The organism is Pseudomonas sp. ABa2 (assembly GCF_056676075.1).
Genome location: NZ_CM155239.1, coordinates 762,909 through 781,248, shown reverse-complemented (window position 1 = coordinate 781,248; position 18,340 = coordinate 762,909). Strand labels below are relative to the sequence as shown.

Genomic DNA, 18,340 nt, shown 5'->3' with positions numbered 1-18,340 from the left:
CGCGCATGAAGCCCGCCACGCCGTCCATCCGTCTCCGCCCGTTCGCCCTGTGCCTGGCCCTGCTGGCGGGTGCCTGGCCGCTGTTGGCCGAGGCGCGTACGGTGCGCGTCGGCCTGTATGCCAACGAGCCGAAGCTGTTCCAGAACGATGCGGGCCAGCCCGCGGGCATTCTCGGCGAGCTGCTGCTGGCCATCGCCCGCGAGGAGGGCTGGCAGCTGCAGCCCGTGCCCTGCGCCTGGCAGCAGTGTCTGCAGCTGGCCCAGGACGGCGAGATCGACCTGCTGCCGGACGTCGCCTTCAACGAGGAGCGCGCCCGCGTGCTGGATTTCCACCGCGTGCCGTCACTGTTCAGCTGGTCGCAGCTGTACAGCCACGAGGAAGTGCAGCTGCGCAGCGTGCTCGACCTGCGCGGCCTGCGCATCGCCGCGCTGGAGGGTTCGGTCCAGTACCAGTACCTGCAGAACCTGCTGTACAGCTTCGGCCTGCAGGCGCAGATGATTCCGCTGCGCGACCTGCGCCAGGGCTTCGAGCTGGTGGTGGCGCGCCAGGCCGATGCGGTGGCGGCCAATCATCTATTCGGCGACTTCAACGCGCCCAGCTACCGCCTGACCGGCACGCCGATCATGTTCCAGCCGGCGCAGCTGTTCTACGCCACGCGCAAGGGCCGCAACGCCGACCTGCTGAGCGCCATCGACCGGCATCTACAGGTCTGGCAGGACGCGCCCGACTCGATCTACTACCAGGTGCTGCAGCGCTGGGGCGGCGAGCAGGCGCGCTGGCGCGTGCCCACCCTGCTCTGGTGGGGCCTGGCGACGCTCGGCCTGCTGCTGGCGCTGGCCGTTGGCGGTGGCCTGCTGCTGCGCCGCCAGGTGGCGGACAAGACCCGTCACCTCAAGGCCAGCGAAGAGCGCCTGAACACCATCCTCGACAGCGTCGAGGCCTACATCTACATCAAGGACCCGCAATTTCGCTACCAGTACGCCAACCGCAAAGTCTGCGAGCTGTTCGGGCTGCCGCCGGCGCAGGTGATCGGCAAGACCGACGCCGCCTTCTTCGACGCCGAGACCGTGCTGGCGCTGCAGCACAACGACCGGCGCGTGCTGCGCGGCGAGCGCATGGAAACCGAGGAAACCAACCGCTCCTGCAACGGCCGGCGCGAACGCACCTACCTCTCGGTCAAGCTGCCGCTGCGCGCCGCCGACGGCAGCATCTATGCCCTGTGCGGCATCTCCACCGACATCAGCGAGCACAAGAAGAACCTCGAACAGATTCACCAACTGGCCTATTACGACGCGCTGACCGGCCTGCCCAACCGCCGCCTGCTGCTCGAACGCCTGCAGTTCGCCCTGGCGCGCAGCGCGCGCAACCGCCGCGAGGGCGCGCTGCTGTTCATCGACCTGGACAACTTCAAGCAGCTCAACGACACCCTCGGCCACGACATGGGCGACCTGCTGCTGCAGCAGGTCGGTGATCGCCTGCTCGATCAGCTGCGCCAGGAAGACAGCCTGGCGCGCCTGGGCGGCGACGAGTTCGTGCTGATGCTGGAGAACCTCGACCCCGAGCCGCAGGCCGCCATCGCCGCCATCGAACAGGTCGCCGACAAGCTCCTGCGCGCCCTGGCCAAACCCTTCGAGCTGCCCGGACACAGCCACGACAGCAGCGCCAGCATCGGCGTGGCGCTGTTCTCCCAGCCCCACGACCGGCCGGAGGAACTGCTCAAGCACGCCGACCTGGCGATGTACGAAGCCAAGGCCGCCGGGCGCAACACCCTGCGCTTCTTCGACCCGCGCATGCAGCAGGCGCTGACCGCCCGCGCCGCCCTGGAACACGAGCTGCGCCGCGCCCTGGCCGACGGCCAGCTGCTGCTGCACTACCAGCCGCAGGTCGACCAGCACGGCACACTGCTCGGCGTCGAAGCCCTGGTGCGCTGGCAGCACCCGCAACGCGGCCTGGTGCCACCGGGCGAGTTCATTCCGCTGGCCGAGGGCTGCGGGCTGATCCTGCCGATAGGCCGCTGGATTCTGCACAGCGCCTGCCGCCAGCTGGCCAGTTGGGCGCAGGATCCGCGCCAGACCGGGCTGACCCTGGCGATCAACGTCAGCGCGCGCCAGTTCCATCACCCCGATTTCGTCGCCGACGTGCTCGCCGCCCTGACGGAAAGCGGCGCCGACCCGCAGCGCCTGGAGCTGGAGCTGACCGAAAGCCAGCTGGTGCAGGACATCGAGGCGCTGATCGGCAAGATGGGCCAGCTCAAGGCCCACGGCGTGCGCTTCTCGCTGGACGATTTCGGCACCGGCTACTCCTCGCTGAGCTACCTCAAGCGCCTGCCGCTGGACCAGCTGAAGATCGACCGCAGCTTCGTCCACGACCTGCAGGGCAGCGCCAGCGACACCGCCATAGTGCGCACCATCCTGGCCCTGGGCCAGGCCCTGGAGCTGCGGGTGATAGCCGAAGGCGTGGAAAACCAGGCGCAGCGCGACGCCCTGCTGCGCCTGGGCTGCCATTACTTCCAGGGCTACCTCTACGGCGCCCCGCAGCCGGCCGAGCAACTCGGCCTGCACGGCACGACGCCGGCCAGCGTGCGCCAGGGCGCGGGCCTGCAGGGCTGAGGCGTCAGGTCGTCTCGCGCAGCGCCAGGCCGTCCACCAGGCCGGCGGCGATGGCCATGCCCACCAGCTCCGCCAGCGTCTCGGCCTGCATGCGCTTCATCACCCGTGAGCGGTATAGGTCGACGGTCTTCACGCTGATATCGAGCTGCTCGGCGACTTCGCGGTTGGTGTAGCCGCGCACCAGCGGCAACAGCACGTCACGCTCGCGCGGGGTGAGCTGGTCGAGCCGCGCCTGCACCTCGGCCAGACGCGGATCGTGCCGGGGCCGGGACGGACGGCGATCCAGCGCCTGCTGCACGCTGTCGAGCAACAGCTGCTCGTTGTAGGGCTTCTCGATGAAGTCCACCGCACCGGCCTTGAACGCGCGCACGACTATGGGCACATCGGCATGGCCACTGACGAAGATCACCGGCAGGTCGATGCCGCGCGCGCGCATCTCCTCCTGCACGTTCAGCCCGCCCATGCCCGGCATGCGCACGTCCAGCAGCACACAGGCGTTGGCGCCGGGGTCGCAGGCGTCGAGAAAGGCGCGCCCGCTGGTGAAGGGCACGCCGCTCAGGCCCACCGATTCCAGCAGCCAGAGCGTCGAGTCGAGCATGCCCTGGTCGTCATCGACCACGTAAACCCGTTGTTGCATCCCTGGCTGCTCCTCTTGTTGTTATGACTCTCGTTGCTCGCGGCTACTCGTCCCTGCCCAACGGCAAACGGCACTCCAGGCACAACCCGCCGCCCTCGACCGGCAATGCCTCCAGCGCCCCGCCAAAGCCTTCGACGATGCTGCGGCTCATGGATAGACCAAGGCCCAGGCCGTCCTCCTTGCTGGTGTAGAAGGGGATGAACAGCTTGCCCATCTGCTCATCGCTGACACCCGGCCCCTGGTCGATCACCCGGATCGCCAGGCTGCCGTCGGCTTCGCCGGCCTCCAGACGCACCTGCGAAGGCGCGCCCGGGTGACGTTCGCGGTTGGCATCGATGGCGTTGCGCAGCAGGTTGAGCAGCACCTGTTCGAGCAACACACGGTCGGCGAATACCGGCGGCAGATTGTCCGGCAAGGCGTCGCTGACCGCCACCTGCGCAGTGCTCGCCTCCCAGTTGCACAGACGCACCGCTTCGCGCGCCACCTCGGCCAGATTGAGCGCCTGCATGCGCCGCTGGCCCTTGCGCAGGAAGGCGCGCAGGCGCTTGATCACCACCGAGGCGTGATTGGCATGTTCGGTGATGCGCGCCAATCCCCGAGCCACCTTCTCGACACCCACCGGATCGCCGCCGACACCCTGCAGGTAGCGCTGGCTGGCGCTGGCGTAGTTGACCACTGCTGCCAGCGGCTGGTTGATTTCGTGGGCGATGCCCGAGGCCAGCTCGCCCAGGGTGATGAGACGCGTGGTATGCGCCAGCTCGTCCTCCAGACGGCGCTTGTTCTCCTCGGCCTGGATGCGTGCGGTGATGTCGCGCGACACACTGACCACCTCGACCACCGCGCCGGTGTAGGTTTCGCGTATGGCGCGACTGGCCGTCTCGAACCACAGGTAGTGCCCGTCGCGGTGGCGGATGCGGTAGGTCATGGTGTGATAACCGTCCTGCTCCAGCGCCTCGCGCGCCTGCTTGGCCTGCTGCAGTTGGTCCTGCGGATGCAGCAGGCCGTCGACCGCCATGCCGCGCAGTTCTTCCGGCCAGTAGCCGAGCAGCGTCCAGCAGGCCGGCGAGGCGTCGAGAAACACGCCGTCCGGCGTATGCCGGGAAATCAGGTCGGTGGTGTTCTCGGTGATCAGCCGGTACAGCCGCCGCGCCCGCGCGGCCTCGCGCTGTTCGCGAATTTCCTGGGTCGCCTCGCGGCAGCGCGCCAGCACCCGCTGCTCTGCCACATCGGGGATAAAGCTCCAGATCAGGATGCGCGCGCCGTCCTGCGCCTCCACCGCCTCGATGGCCCGGCATTGCTCCAGGCAGGCGCGCACCAGCGGCACATGGTTGACCGGCAACAGCGCGCCGACCTGGGCCAACACGCGCTCGCCGAGCAGCGCCTGCAGCGCCTGGTTGAACTCCAGCGGACGCGCCCGCTCGTCGAGCAGCAGCGCCGGCTGCGGATCGGCCGACAGCAGCGGCGCACTGCGGCTCATGCCACTGGCCAGGCCGACCAGTTGCGCCAGCAGCTCGCGCAGCCAGGGCAGCCATTCCAGGCCGGCGTCTTCGTCCACCTGCAGCAGCAACAGACCGGCGCCCCCCTCCTCCAGGCTCAGCGCCAGCGCCTGACCGTGATGAATGGCGGCGCGGCGCAGGCACCCGGCCAGCCAGCAGGGCAGCTGACGCACAGCTTCCAGGCTGAGGCAGGGCTGCGTCGTCAGCGCGTCGAACAGGGCCTGATCGCTGGCGGCCAGCGGATCCCCCTGCCCCGGTGGCAAACGCGGTCCGCCATCGTCCTGGGCATAGGTGCGACTGGCCGGCTGCCAGGCCAGGTACCAGGCCTGGCGCACCTGCGGGCAGCCCAGCACGGCGCGGCGCAAAGCGGCCGCCCGCTCGTGGAGGGATGGCGCTTCGCGCTGGATACGCAGCCAGGCCTGCAGCGGCACGGCCGCTCGATCGCTTGAAAGACTCATATAGTAATTATTCTATAAAACCTTGGTACATCTTCCATAAAAAATAGAAATGACCTATAAATCACCGCCAGCAAGCTTCGGTAATGCCTGCATCATTACCGGAATAACCAGAGCTAACAATCAGCCAAAGGTGTATCCGCCATGTCGATCTACGAGCAGGGTCTCGGCCGCGCCGCCGTCAACCATGTCGCCCTCAGCCCCCTGAGCTTCATCGAACGTACCGCGGCGGTTTACCCGCACTACCCGGCCGTGGTGCATGGCTCGATCCGTCGCAACTGGGCCGAGACCTACGCGCGCTGCCGGCGCCTGGCCTCGGCGCTGGCCGGCCGTGGCATCGGCCAGGGCGACACGGTGGCGGTGATGCTGCCGAACATCCCGGCCATGCTCGAAGCGCATTTCGGCGTGCCGATGATCGGCGCGGTGCTCAACACCCTCAACGTGCGTCTGGATGCCGAGGCCATCGCCTTCATGCTGCAGCATGGCGAGGCCAAGGTGGTGATCGCCGACCGCGAGTTCCATGAGGTGATCCACGCCGCCATCGGCATGCTCGACCACCCGCCGCTGGTGATCGATGTCGACGACCCCGAGTACGGCGAAGGCCAGGCAGTCAGCGAGCTGGACTACGAGGCCTTCCTCGCCGAGGGCGACCCCGCGTTCGCCTGGCAGTGGCCGACGGACGAGTGGCAGGCCATCAGCCTCAACTACACCTCCGGCACCACCGGCAACCCCAAGGGCGTGGTCTACCACCACCGCGGCGCCTTCCTCAACGCCATGGGCAACCAGATGACCTGGGCCATGGGCAACCACCCGGTCTACCTGTGGACCCTGCCGATGTTCCACTGCAACGGCTGGTGCTACCCCTGGACGGTCACTGCGCTGGCCGGCGTGCACGTGTTCCTGCGCCGCGTCGACCCGGCGAAGATCCTCACCCTGATCCGCGACGAGCAGGTCACTCACCTGTGCGGCGCACCCATAGTGCTCAACGCCCTGGTGAACATGCCGGCCGAGGCCAAGGCGGCCATCGATCATCCGGTCAAGGCCATGGTCGCCGGCGCTGCGCCACCGGCCAAGGTGATCGGCGCGGTGGAGGAAATGGGCATCCATGTCACCCATGTGTACGGCCTGACCGAGGTCTACGGCCCGGTGACACTGTGCGCCTGGCACGCCGAATGGGACGAACTGCCGCTGGAGGAGCGCGCCACCATCAAGGCGCGCCAGGGCGTGCGCTACCCGACCCTGGAAGGGGTGATGGTGGCCGACCCGAAGACCCTGGAACCGGTGCCGCGTGACGGTCAGACCATCGGCGAGATCTTCATGCGCGGCAACACCGTGATGAAGGGCTACCTGAAGAACCCCAGCGCCACCGCCGAGGCCTTCGAAGGCGGCTGGTTCCACACCGGCGACCTGGGCGTGTGCCACGCCGACGGCTACGTGGAAATCCGCGACCGCCTCAAGGACATCATCATCTCCGGCGGCGAGAACATCTCCACCATCGAGGTCGAGGGCGTGCTCTATCGCCACCCGGCGGTGCTGGAGGCGGCGGTGGTCGCCCGTCCGGACGAGAAATGGGGCGAGACGCCCTGCGCCTTCATCACCCTGAAGACCGGCCAGCAGGCCAGCGACAGCGAAATCATGACCTTCTGCCGCGAGCACCTGGCCGGCTTCAAGGTGCCCAAGACCGTGGTCTTCACCCAGTTGCCCAAGACCAGCACCGGCAAGATCCAGAAATTCGTCCTGCGCGATATGGCCAAGGCCCTCTGATCACGTAGCCCGGATGCAATCCGGGGACAGCGATTCGGATTCCCCGGATTGCATCCGGGCTACGGCAAAACCGCACCGTTTGCACAACAACAAGAACCGGCCCAGGCGGCCGACGGAGAACCCTCATGCAAATCTTCAAGCGCCGTGACGGCGACGAACAACCGCACTGGCCCCTCGGCCCGTTCAAGCTGCGCCTGCCCTTCGTGCATTACCGCTGGGAAACCGCGGAGATGCTGCAGGCACTGATCATGTTCGTGGTCAGCCTGGCGATGATTCCGCTGCTGGAGAAATACCTCGGCCTGCCCTACGACGTGGCCCTGGCCTACGTGGTGGTGTGCGGCATCGGCTTCATGCTGCCGGCGCTGCTCGGCGTGCCGCTGGTGCCGGGTTGGATCACTCCCGGCATTCCGGTGGTGCTGCTGTTTCTCGGCAACTACGAGCCGGGTCCTGCGGCCATTCAGGCGCTGTTCGCCCTGCAGTTCCTGGTGTTCGTGATCTTCCTCTTCCTCGGCGTCACCCGCCTGGGCAGCGCCCTGGTGCGGCTGATCCCCAACTCGATGAAGGGCGGCATCATCATCGGCGCCGGCATCGCCGCGCTGATGGGCGAGATCAGCGCCGGCGGCCGCCTGGCCAACACGCCGATCTCCCTGGTTCTCGGCAGCCTGATCTGCCTGTACCTGATGTTCTCGGTGTCGTTCAAGGGCCTGACCGAGCGCGTGCCGCTGGCGCGCAAGATCGTCAACTACGGCATGGTGCCGGGCATGCTGATCGCCATCTTCATCGGCATCGCCGTGGGCGAGTACAAGATGCCGGACGTCAAATGGGGCATCACCGCGCCGGCCTTCGGCGAAATGTGGAACTACCTGCCCTTCAACGTCGGCTTCCCCGGCCTGGACGTGTTCATGCTGGCCGTGCCCACCGCGGTGATCGCCTACGTGATCGCCTTCGGCGACATCATCGTCGGCCAGTCGCTGATGCAGCGCGCCGATGAACTGCGCACCGACGAGGTGATCGAAAACAACGTCGACCGCATTCACCTGGTGACCGCCATCCGCAACGCCCTGCATGCCTTCTTCGCGCCCTACCCGGGCCTGGCCGGCCCGCTGTGGACGGCCGTGGCGGCGACCATGGCCGAGCGCTACAAGTACGGGCGCAAGGCGATGGACTCGATCTACAGCGGCGCCGGCACCTTCTGGATCACCGGTTTCGCCGCGCTGTTCATGCTGCCGCTGGTCAGTTTCTTCCAGCCGGTGCTGCCGATCGCCCTGTCGCTGACGCTGATCCTCACCGGCTACATCTGCCTGATGGTCGGTTTCGAGCAGCTCAACAACAACACCGAGCGCGGCATCGCCGGCACCATGGGTGTGGTGCTCGCCGTCTACGGCGCGGGCTGGGGCCTGGCCGCGGGCGCGGCGCTGTACATCCTGGTCGAACGCACCCATCTGCTTAAATTCACCAGCATCAAGGATAAGACGCGCGAGCCGGCCGAAGCCGACTGACGCCTTTCGTTCCACACGCGCCGCGCCTGCCGCGGCGCCCCTGCTGTCGAGGTTGCACCATGCCCGAATTCAACGCCCCGCTGCGCGATATGCGCTTCGTCCTTCATGAAGTCTTCCAGGCGCCGAGCCTGTGGGCGCGCCTGCCGGCCCTGGCCGAAACCGTCGATGCCGACACCGCCGACGCCATCCTCGAAGAAGCGGCCAAGGTCACCGGCACGCTGATCGCCCCCCTGAATCGCAGCGGCGACGAGGAAGGCGCGCAGTGGGAAGGCGGCGACGTGCGCACCCCGGCCGGTTTCCGCGAGGCCTATGCCACCTACACCGAGGGCGGCTGGGTCGGCCTGTCCGGCAACCCGAATTACGGCGGCATGGGCATGCCCAAGATGCTCGCCGTGGCCTTCGAGGAGATGCTCTACGCCGCCGGCTCCAGCTTCGCGCTGTATTCCGCGCTGAGTTCCGGCGCCTGCCTGGCCATCGACGCCCACGCCAGCGAGGAGCTGAAGTCCACCTACCTGCCGCCAATGTACGAGGGCCGCTGGGCCGGCTCCATGTGCCTGACCGAGGCCCATGCCGGCACCGATCTGGGCATCATCAGAACCCGCGCCGAGCCGCAGGCCGACGGCAGCTACAAGATCAGCGGCAGCAAGATCTTTATCACCGGCGGCGAGCAGGACCTGACCGAGAACATCATCCACCTGGTGTTGGCCAAGCTGCCGGACGCGCCGGCCGGGCCGAAGGGCATCTCGCTGTTTCTGGTGCCCAAGGTGATGGTCAACGCCGATGGCAGCCTCGGCGCGCGCAACGCCGTAAGCTGCGGCTCCATCGAACACAAGATGGGCATCAAGGCCTCGGCCACCTGCGTGATGAACTTCGACGGCGCCACCGGCTACCTGATCGGCGAAGTGAACAAGGGCCTGGCGGCGATGTTCACCATGATGAACTACGAGCGTCTGTCCATCGGCATCCAGGGTATCGGCTGTGCCGAGGCTTCCTATCAGTCGGCGGTGGCTTATGCCCGCGAACGTATCCAGAGCCGCGCCGCCACCGGCCCGGTCAATCAGGACAAGATTGCCGACCCGATCATCGTCCACGCCGACGTACGCCGCATGCTGCTGACCATGAAGGCGCTGAACGAAGGTGGTCGTGCTTTCGCCTGCTACGTCGGTCAGCAGCTGGATCTGGCCAAGTACGCCGAGGACGCCAGCGAACGGCAGAACGCCGAAGCCCTGGTGGCCCTGCTCACCCCGGTGGCCAAGGCCTTCTTCACCGACACCGGGCTGGAAAGCTGCGTGCACGGCCAGCAGGTGTTCGGCGGCCACGGCTATATCCGCGAGTGGGGTCAGGAGCAGCTGGTGCGCGACGTGCGCATCGCACAGATCTATGAGGGCACCAATGGCATCCAGGCGCTCGACCTGCTCGGGCGCAAGGTGGTGGCCAACGGCGGCGCCGCGCTGCGCCTGTTCGCCGCCGAGGTGCGCGACTTCGCCCATGCCCATGAATCGCCCTTCGGCGAGCGCCTGATCGAAGCGCTGGAGCGCCTGGAAGCGGTCAGCGGCTGGCTGCTGGAGCAGGCCAAGAGCGAGCCCAACGCCGTCGGCGCTGCCTCGGTGGAGTACCTGCACCTGTTCGGCTACGTCGCCTACGCCTACATGTGGGCGCGCATGGCCGCCGTGGCGCAGGGCAAGCAAGGCGAAGACCAAGCCTTCTACGGCGCCAAGCTGGCCACCGCCGAGTTTTTCTTCGCCCGCCTGCTGCCACGCAGCCTGAGCCTGGAGGCGAGCATCCGTGGCGGCAGCGCCCCGCTCTACGGCCTCGCTGCCGAGCAGTTCTGAAACCTTTGAGCGTGTTGCGCGGCGTCCCTCTGCGAGGCGCCGCGCCTTTTTATTCCCCGTAGCCCGGATGCAATCCGGGGACAGTCGGCAGGCCTCTCCCGGATTGCATCCGGCTACAATCTCCGCCGCACCACGGCCCATAACAAGAGTCCTCCCATGCGAACCCTGACCACCCTGACCGGCAACAGCCAGAAACTCGATGGCGGCGCCATGTTCGGCAACGCGCCCAAGGCGCTGTGGCAGCGCTGGATGCCGGCCGACGACCTCAATCGCATCGACCTCGGGTGCCGCGCCCTGCTGGTGCAGGAAGACGAGCGCAATATCCTGGTGGAAACCGGCATCGGCGCCTTCTTCAGCCCCGAGATGAAGCAGCGCTTCGGCGTGCAGGAAGAGCGTCACGTGCTGCTCGACGAACTGGCGAAAGTCGGTCTGAGCGACGCCGACATCGATATCGTCGTGCTCACCCACCTGCACTTCGACCATGCCGGCGGCCTGCTCGCCGCCTGGCAGGAGGGTCAGCCGGCGCGCCTGCTGTTCCCCAACGCCCGCTTCGTCAGCGGCCGCCGCCAATGGCAGCGGGCGCGCCAGCCCCATGCCCGCGACCGCGCCTCCTACATCCCCGAGCTGCTGGACCTGCTGGAAGCCAGCGGCCGCCTGCAGCTGATCGACGAAACCGAAAGCTGTGAGCTGCTCGGCCCCGACTGGCGCCTGCACTGGAGCGACGGCCACACCCCGGGCCAGCTGCTGCCGGAAGTGGCCATGCCGGGCGGGCCGGTGGTGTTTCCCGGCGACCTGATCCCCGGCGCGCCCTGGGTGCACCTGCCGATCACCATGGGTTACGACCGCTTTCCCGAAGGCCTGATCGAGGAGAAGGAAGCCCTGCTGGCCGACCTCGTCGCCCGTGGCGGGCGCCTGGTGTTCACCCATGATCCGGAGGTGGCCATGGGTCGGGTAACGCGCGACGAAAAAGGTCGCTACGGGCTCGATGAGGCGGCAAAAGCGGCACATCTGCTGGCAAGTTGAAGCCAAGCGGTCTTGACGGCCTCGGCGGGCAGCGCGAGCATGGCCGCTTCGCTCGGCCGCCCGCCGAAACCGCCGCGACCATTCGACAGCCCTGGGGAACCGCCTTATGAGCCTGGCCTCCGTTCGTGCCTTCCTCGCTGACAAAGCGCCCGACATCCACATCATCGAGCTGCCCTCCAGCACCGCCACCGTGGCCCTGGCTGCCGAAGCGCATGGCGTATCGCCGGGGCAGATCGCCAAGACCCTGGCCTTTCGCATCGCCGAACGCGACGTGCTGATCGTCGCCCGCGGCGATGCGCGCATCGACAACCGCAAGATGAAGGAATGCTTCGGCGCCAAGGCGCGCATGCTCGATGCGCAGACCGTGGTCGAACTGACCAGCCATCCGGTCGGCGGCGTCTGCCCCTTCGGCCTGGCCACGCCGCTCAGCGTCTACTGCGACCGCTCGCTGCTGGCCTTCGCCGAAGTGCTGCCGGCCGCCGGCGCCACCCACAGCGCCGTGCGCATCGCCCCCGAGCGCATGGCCGAGTTGGTCGACGCCGAGTGGATCGATGTGTGTATGGAAGTGGAAACCGAGCCCTGCCTCTGATGGCCAAGCTCAAGGTGTTCTACAACAGCGCCTGCCCGGTGTGCGACGCCGGCATCGCGGCGCAGCGCAAGCGCATGCAGGCCGGCGGCGACTGCCCGGTGGAATGGGTCGACGTGCACCGGCAGCCGCAGACCGTCGAGGAGCTGAACCAGGCTCTGGAGCCGGTGCGCGAGCGCCTGCACCTGCGCGACGAGCAGGGCCAGGTGCTGGTCGGCGTGGACGCCTTTTCCGTGCTTTTCGCACACACCCGCGGCCAGCGCTGGCTGGCCCGCCTGCTGCGCCTGCCCGGCCTGCATTGGCTGGCGCAGCGCGCCTACAACCTGTTCGCCCGCGCCCTGTATCGCTGGAACCGCTGGCGCCGGCACTGGTAGTGCGGCCCGGGCGCCCGCTTCTCGCGCCAGGTTTCTGCACACGCAACTGCAAAACGGGCCATGGCCTGCGAAGCGCCCCCGCCATGAAGGCCATTTGTCCGCCGCATGACCGACCTTCATATGCCTGAATGCGACCTTTGCGGTAGAATCCGCCCCCTCTTTCTACCGCCCAGCTGATTTTTCTCAGGGGAATGCCATGTTCAGCCGTGATTTGAACCTTGCTCGTTATGACGCCGAATTATTTGCCGCGATGGAGCAGGAAGCCCAGCGTCAGGAAGAACATATCGAGCTGATCGCCTCGGAAAACTACACCAGCCCGGCGGTGATGGAAGCCCAGGGCAGCGTGCTGACCAACAAGTACGCCGAAGGCTACCCGGGCAAGCGCTACTACGGCGGTTGCGAGTACGTCGACGTGGTCGAGCAGCTGGCCATCGACCGCGCCAAGCAGCTGTTCGGCGCCGACTACGCCAATGTCCAGCCGCACTCCGGCTCGCAGGCCAACTCGGCCGTGTACATGGCCCTGCTCAACGCCGGCGACACCGTGCTGGGCATGAGCCTGGCCCACGGCGGCCACCTGACCCACGGCGCCAGCGTCAGCTTCTCCGGCAAGATCTACAACGCCGTGCAGTACGGCATCACCGACGCCGGCCTGATCGACTACGACGAAGTCGAGCGCCTGGCGGTCGAGCACAAGCCGAAGATGATCATCGCCGGCTTCAGCGCCTACTCCCAGGTGCTGGACTTCCCGCGTTTCCGCGCCATCGCCGACAAGGTCGGCGCCTACCTGTTCGTCGACATGGCTCACGTCGCCGGTCTGGTCGCTGCCGGCCTGTACCCGAACCCGGTGCCCTTCGCCGACGTGGTCACCACCACCACCCACAAGACCCTGCGCGGCCCGCGCGGTGGCCTGATCCTGGCGCGCAAGAACGAGGAGCTGGAGAAGAAGTTCAACTCCGCGGTGTTCCCTGGCGGCCAGGGCGGCCCGCTGGAGCACGTCATCGCGGCCAAGGCCGTGTGCTTCAAGGAAGCCCTGCAGCCTGAGTTCAAGGCCTACCAGGCGCAGGTGATCAAGAACGCCCAGACCATGGCCGGCGTGTTCATCGACAACGGCTACGACGTGGTTTCCGGCGGCACCGAGAACCACCTGTTCCTGCTCTCGCTGATCAAGCAGGACATCACCGGTAAGGACGCCGACGCCGCCCTGGGCCGCGCCTTTATCACCGTGAACAAGAACAGCGTGCCGAACGATCCGCGCTCGCCCTTCGTCACCTCCGGTCTGCGCATCGGCACCCCGGCGGTGACCACCCGCGGTTTCAAGGAAGAGGAATGCCGCCAGCTGGCCGGCTGGATCTGCGAAGTGCTGGCCAACATCGGCAACGACGAAGTCGAAGGCCGCGTGCGCGAGCAGGTCAAGGCGCTGTGCGCCAAGTTCCCGGTCTACGGCAACTAAGCTTCAGCCGCGAATGAAAAAGCCCGCCAATTCGGCGGGCTTTTTTGTGGCCAACGGAATCAGGCCGGCTGTTTCACATAGCGCGCTAGCTGGGCGTCGCGGCTCATAACGTCGAGGGTCGCGGCCAGCACTTGCTCGCTGGTGACGTCGGCCTGGGAGAAGATGCTGCCGAAGTTCTGGTAGGTGACCTTGGCGAAATGCGCGCGGTCCTGCGCCTCGATGCCCAGCAGGGTGGCATAGGCGTCCAGCGCTTCGCCCTGGCCGACCGCCATGTCTTCGGCGATGGAGTCGAGCATGCCGTTCATCGCCAGCCACGAACGGCCGCCATAGCCCATCGCCACGCTGGTGTCGCAGCCGTTGGTGCCGGAGGTCATGCCGAAGGTGGCGTTGCCCGAGGTGCCGTTGGTGGTGGTGGCCAGCAGGTGCGGGGCCAGACCGCGCTGCCCTTCGAATACCATGTTGCCCCAGCCGCAGCCATTGCCGCCGGCGGCGTTGGCGAACGCCCCGGTGCTGGCCAGGCTCAGCACGCCCACAATCAAACCCCTGCTCAGCAGTCGCTTGTCCATATCTGTTGCTCCGCAATGTCTTGGTAATGGAAACCGCACAAAGAGCTTTGGCGACACTTGCCAGGCTGTCAAACTCGCCCCCGCAAATCGTGGGCCGTGCGGCAAACGGCAGCGCGCCGCCAGCAGCCTTGGCTATAGTGATGGAAATCCTCCAGGAGTACGGGCATGAGTGAATCAGCCAACGAGCGTCGGCGCTTTCAGCGCATCGCCTTCGACGCGCCCATCGCAATCGCCCAGGGCGAACGGCGCTGGACGGCGGCTCTGCACGACCTCTCGCTCAAGGGCCTGATGATCAAGAAACCGCGCGACTGGAACGGCGACCCGGACCAGCCGTTCGAGGCGCAGATCGACCTGGGCGGCGAGGCCCAGGTGAAGATGGAAGTGGTGCTGACCCGCACCCAGCAGGATCACCTAGGCTTCGTCTGCCGGCATATCGACCTGGACTCCATCAGCCACCTGCGCCGCCTGGTGGAGCTGAACCTGGGCGACGAGAGCCTGCTGGAGCGCGAGCTGGCGGCGCTGGGCGAGGACGAGACGCCATAGCGGCTCGGCTGGGTTGAGCGCAACGATTCCCATCGCGGCGGCGCCGCGCGGGGTTACGCGGCGCCAGGAATCGCTATCGACCCGGGATACATGCCCACGCCGCTGACCCGACCTACGCCCCGGATCTACTCGAACAAGGCATCCAGCGCCTGCTCCAGGCGCGTCACGGCGATGATCGCAAGGCCGCCCGGCGCTTCCTTGGGCGCGTTGCCCTTGGGCACTATGGCGCGCTTGAAGCCGTGCTTGGCCGCCTCCTTCAGCCGTTCCTGGCCGCTCGGCACCGGGCGGATCTCGCCGGACAGGCCGACCTCGCCGAACACCAGCAGATCGTGCGGCAGCGGACGGTTGCGCAGGCTGGAGATCACCGCCGCCATCAAGGCCAGGTCGGAGGCGGTTTCCAGCACCTTGACCCCGCCGACCACGTTGAGGAACACGTCCTGGTCGTAGGTGGGGATGCCGCCGTGGCGGTGCAGCACCGCCAGCAGCATGGCCAGGCGGTTCTGGTCCAGGCCCAGGGTGACCCGGCGCGGGTTGGCCATATGGCTGGTGTCGACCAGCGCCTGCACCTCCACCAGCATCGGCCGGGTGCCCTCCCAGGTGGCCATCACCACGCTGCCGGGGACCTCCTCCTGGGCGCGGGTAAGGAAGATCGCCGAGGGGTTGGTGACCTCCTTGAGGCCCTTGTCGGTCATGCCGAACACGCCCAGCTCGTTGATCGCGCCGAAGCGGTTCTTCACCGCGCGCAGCAGGCGCAGGCGGCCATCGGACTCGCCCTCGAAATACAGCACGGTGTCGACCATATGCTCGAGCACGCGCGGCCCGGCCAGGGCGCCCTCCTTGGTCACGTGGCCGACCAGGAAGATCGCCGTGCCGCTCTGCTTGGCGTAGCGCACCAAGAGCGCGGCGCTCTCGCGCACCTGGGCGACGCCGCCGGGGGCCGACTGCAGCTGCTCGGTGAAGATGGTCTGGATCGAGTCGATGACCATCACCTTGGGCTTTTCCGCCCGCGCGGTGGCGATGATGCTCTCGATGCAGGTCTCGGTCATCACCTTCAGCTGGTCCTCGGGCAGGCCGAGGCGGCGGGCGCGCATGGCCACCTGCTGCTGCGATTCCTCGCCGGTGACGTACAGCGCGGGAAAGCGCGTGGCGATGTTGCACAGGGTCTGCAGCAGGATGGTCGACTTGCCGATGCCGGGGTCGCCGCCGATCAGCACCACCGAGCCGTCCACCAGGCCGCCGCCGAGCACCCGGTCCAGCTCGCCGGAGGCGGTGGAAAAGCGCGGCACCTCCTCGACGCTGACCTCGGCCAGGGTCTTGATCTGTGCCTGCTGGCCGGCCCAGCCGGTACGCCCGCTCGGCGCCGAGACGCCTTCCAGCACGGTTTCCACCAGGGTATTCCAGGCCCCGCACTCGCCGCACTGACCGGCCCATTTGGGGAAGGTGGCGCCGCACTCGGTGCAGCCGTACATGCGCTTGGCCTTGGCCATGGGGGACAGTCCTGCCTGCTGAACAAAGGCTGGAACGATACCGAACAACTGGATAAATTTACAGACCCGCCAAGCCGCTCCCTGGAGCCCCCATGCAGATCGAACTGCTGCCCACCGCTGTCGACCAGCTTCCCCTGATCCGTAATCTCTACCAGTTCTACGCCTACGAGAGTTCGGACTGGGAGCAGGAAGAGGTCGAGAACGACGGCCGCTTCTATATCCACGAGCCGCACCTGGCGCGCTACTGGCAGGAGTCGGGCTGGAGCGCGCAGCTGATTCTCGCCGACGGTTTCATCGCCGGCTTCCTGCTGATCGAGCGCAGCGAACTGCCGGGCATCGACGCCGCGGAATTCGCCGACCTGTTCATCCTCAAGAAATACCGCCGCCAGGGCATCGGCCGCGCCTTGGTGCAGCAGCTGCTGGGCGACGGCAGCCCCTGGCTGCTGCGTTTCTACCGCCAGGACGAACTGGCGTGCGCCTTCTGGCAACAGCTGTTCAAGGAGCTGCCGCGACCGCCGCGACAGATCTGGAGCGAGGATGAAGCGGACGGCCTGCTCAGCTACCTGATCAATCCGCCCACGCACTGAGCGGCGCCGGCAGGCGCGGCGGCCGGCCGGGAGGGCGCCGCGCGCCCGGGGCCGTGTCCGGTTTCGCGGCGCCCCCTGTTCGAATGGCGTCAGCTCTTGCAGTCGTTGCCGCAGCCGCAGCACTGCCCGGCGGCGCGCTTGAGCTGGCGCGCCAGCTCGTCCTTGAGTGCCACGCGGCTGTGCTTGAGGGCGCCGAGGGCGCTATCGTCGAGCAGTTCGATGCCGTCCTCGATGCGGCAGATGCGTTTGTCCAGCGCCTCGTAGTCGTCGGCCTGACGGGCGAACTGAGCGTCCTGCCGGCGCAGGCGCTGCAGTTCGTCGCGGTGTTCGGGGAAGTCGTGGATCAGCGGGTGATGGTCGACGTGCATGCGCAAGCTCCTTGGTTGGGGGTTGCGCGCAGCCTAGACCGACCTCGGGCGCCGCTCGTTGATCCGGGTCAAGCGCCGCCTAGGTCGCGACGGCGCGCAGCAGGCTGGCGATCTCGTCCTTCAGGCCGACCCGTTGCAGCTTGAGCCCCTGCAGGGTCAGGTCATCGACGGCGACGCGGCCGTCCTCGATTTCGTAGATGCGCTTGTCCAGCTCTTCGTATTCTTCGGCCATGCGGGCGAAGCGCGCATCGTGCTGCATCAGCTGGCGCAGGGCGCCGTTGTGTTGGGGAAATTCGCGAGTCAGCGGATGATGTTCGAGCGGCATGGAAGTCCCTCCCAGGAGATGGCCTTATTAGCCTAGTCGAGCTGCGGCTCGGCGGCTCGGCCGACGGCGAATTTCGCCCTCGACGAGACGAGCGGCCGTGTTGCCCAGGGCCTCGCGCCCGTGCTGGCGAAAGGCGCCATCGGCACGCGTCGCTTATTTCGATATTGCCTTTGCAACCTGACTGCGGCCCAATCGCAGGCTATAAACACAGTTGGCAACAGCATCGGCAAAGGGAGTAAGGCATGAGCATCCTCAGCGAATTCAAGGCTTTCGCGGTCAAGGGCAATGTGGTCGACATGGCCGTCGGCATCATCATCGGCGCGGCGTTCGGCAAGATCGTCTCGTCCTTCGTCGGCGACGTGGTGATGCCGCCGCTGGGCATCCTCATCGGCGGGGTGGATTTCTCCGACCTGGCCATCGTGCTCAAGGCCGCCGAGGGCGAGGTGCCGGCGGTGACCCTGGGCTACGGCAAGTTCATCCAGACCGTCATCGACTTCACCATCGTCGCCTTCGCCATCTTCATGGGCATCAAGGTGCTCAACAAGCTCAAGCGCGAGGAAGAAGCCGCCCCCGCCGCGCCGCCGGCGCCGACCAAGGAGCAGGAGCTGCTCGGCGAGATCCGCGACCTGCTCAAGGCGCAGCAGGGCAAGGAGTGAGCCATGCGGCGAGGCGTGCCCAGCACGCCTCGCCGCATCTGGACACGAAATGTTGCAGCTTTGCCGGCCGTGCGCCGGCCATT

Annotated in this window: 17 protein-coding genes; 11 read left to right on the top strand and 6 right to left on the bottom strand. The window is 67.2% G+C overall.

All coding sequences use genetic code 11. The annotated features are described in order from the left end of the window. Positions 1-5 precede the first annotated feature (5 nt). Positions 6-2,609, top strand: a complete 2,604-nt coding sequence (locus tag AC1G9C_RS03765) for an EAL domain-containing protein (RefSeq protein WP_480409486.1) — start codon at positions 6-8, stop codon at positions 2,607-2,609. A 4-nt stretch (positions 2,610-2,613) separates the two neighbouring features. On the opposite strand, the gene AC1G9C_RS03760 is transcribed toward AC1G9C_RS03765, so the two are convergent. Beyond that, positions 2,614-3,246: a response regulator transcription factor gene (locus AC1G9C_RS03760; RefSeq protein ID WP_480409485.1), complete on the bottom strand. Its 633-nt coding sequence runs from the start codon at positions 3,244-3,246 to the stop codon at positions 2,614-2,616. Between the two features lie 43 nt (positions 3,247-3,289). Then, entirely contained in the window at positions 3,290-5,200 is a 1,911-nt protein-coding gene (locus AC1G9C_RS03755) for a PAS domain-containing sensor histidine kinase (protein ID WP_480409484.1), read from the bottom strand. Between the two features lie 141 nt (positions 5,201-5,341). On the opposite strand from AC1G9C_RS03755, the gene AC1G9C_RS03750 reads away from it, so the two are divergent. From AC1G9C_RS03750 to glyA, 7 genes are all read left to right on the top strand, one after another. Further along, positions 5,342-6,961, top strand: coding sequence for an acyl-CoA synthetase (locus AC1G9C_RS03750; RefSeq protein WP_480409483.1), 1,620 nt, complete (start codon positions 5,342-5,344; stop codon positions 6,959-6,961). 125 nt (positions 6,962-7,086) lie between these two features. Continuing rightward, the gene (locus AC1G9C_RS03745) at positions 7,087-8,460 is read left to right on the top strand and encodes a solute carrier family 23 protein (RefSeq protein WP_480409482.1); all 1,374 of its coding nucleotides are present in this window, start codon (positions 7,087-7,089) and stop codon (positions 8,458-8,460) included. Between the two features lie 59 nt (positions 8,461-8,519). After that, positions 8,520-10,292, top strand: coding sequence for an acyl-CoA dehydrogenase C-terminal domain-containing protein (locus tag AC1G9C_RS03740; protein WP_480409481.1), 1,773 nt, complete (start codon positions 8,520-8,522; stop codon positions 10,290-10,292). A 156-nt stretch (positions 10,293-10,448) separates the two neighbouring features. After that, entirely contained in the window at positions 10,449-11,315 is an 867-nt protein-coding gene (locus tag AC1G9C_RS03735) for an MBL fold metallo-hydrolase (RefSeq protein WP_480409480.1), read from the top strand. Between the two features lie 106 nt (positions 11,316-11,421). Then, positions 11,422-11,904, top strand: coding sequence for a YbaK/EbsC family protein (locus AC1G9C_RS03730; RefSeq protein WP_397495972.1), 483 nt, complete (start codon positions 11,422-11,424; stop codon positions 11,902-11,904). Continuing rightward, positions 11,904-12,275, top strand: a complete 372-nt coding sequence (locus AC1G9C_RS03725; RefSeq protein WP_480409479.1) for a thiol-disulfide oxidoreductase DCC family protein — start codon at positions 11,904-11,906, stop codon at positions 12,273-12,275. Before AC1G9C_RS03730 ends, AC1G9C_RS03725 begins: the two co-directional genes overlap by 1 nt. Before the next feature lie 196 nt (positions 12,276-12,471). Beyond that, a complete protein-coding gene (glyA, locus tag AC1G9C_RS03720) occupies positions 12,472-13,725 on the top strand; it encodes a serine hydroxymethyltransferase (protein ID WP_031303573.1) in 1,254 nt (417 codons plus the stop codon). Positions 13,726-13,784: 59 nt separating this feature from the next. Here glyA and AC1G9C_RS03715 read toward each other — a convergent pair whose 3' ends face one another. Next, positions 13,785-14,291, bottom strand: coding sequence for a DUF3015 domain-containing protein (locus AC1G9C_RS03715; RefSeq protein WP_480409478.1), 507 nt, complete (start codon positions 14,289-14,291; stop codon positions 13,785-13,787). 165 nt (positions 14,292-14,456) lie between these two features. On the opposite strand from AC1G9C_RS03715, the gene AC1G9C_RS03710 reads away from it, so the two are divergent. Next, positions 14,457-14,834 (top strand): PilZ domain-containing protein, encoded by a 378-nt coding sequence (locus AC1G9C_RS03710; RefSeq protein ID WP_397497874.1) that lies wholly within the window; start codon positions 14,457-14,459, stop codon positions 14,832-14,834. 125 nt (positions 14,835-14,959) lie between these two features. Here AC1G9C_RS03710 and radA read toward each other — a convergent pair whose 3' ends face one another. Then, positions 14,960-16,321, bottom strand: a complete 1,362-nt coding sequence (gene radA, locus AC1G9C_RS03705) for a DNA repair protein RadA (RefSeq protein WP_480409477.1) — start codon at positions 16,319-16,321, stop codon at positions 14,960-14,962. Between the two features lie 92 nt (positions 16,322-16,413). Here radA and AC1G9C_RS03700 point away from each other — a divergent pair, with 92 nt between their 5' ends. Next, complete coding sequence (locus AC1G9C_RS03700; protein ID WP_480409476.1) at positions 16,414-16,908, top strand: GNAT family N-acetyltransferase; 495 nt, start codon at positions 16,414-16,416, stop codon at positions 16,906-16,908. A gap of 89 nt (positions 16,909-16,997) precedes the next feature. On the opposite strand, the gene AC1G9C_RS03695 is transcribed toward AC1G9C_RS03700, so the two are convergent. Together AC1G9C_RS03695 and AC1G9C_RS03690 are read right to left on the bottom strand one after the other, a co-directional pair. Beyond that, the gene (locus AC1G9C_RS03695) at positions 16,998-17,276 is read right to left on the bottom strand and encodes an HP1242/YdcH family protein (RefSeq protein WP_480409475.1); all 279 of its coding nucleotides are present in this window, start codon (positions 17,274-17,276) and stop codon (positions 16,998-17,000) included. Positions 17,277-17,355: 79 nt separating this feature from the next. Next, entirely contained in the window at positions 17,356-17,601 is a 246-nt protein-coding gene (locus AC1G9C_RS03690) for an HP1242/YdcH family protein (RefSeq protein WP_480409474.1), read from the bottom strand. Positions 17,602-17,843: 242 nt separating this feature from the next. Here AC1G9C_RS03690 and mscL point away from each other — a divergent pair, with 242 nt between their 5' ends. After that, positions 17,844-18,257 (top strand): large-conductance mechanosensitive channel protein MscL, encoded by a 414-nt coding sequence (mscL, locus tag AC1G9C_RS03685; RefSeq protein ID WP_021445304.1) that lies wholly within the window; start codon positions 17,844-17,846, stop codon positions 18,255-18,257. The last annotated feature ends 83 nt before the right edge of the window (positions 18,258-18,340 follow it).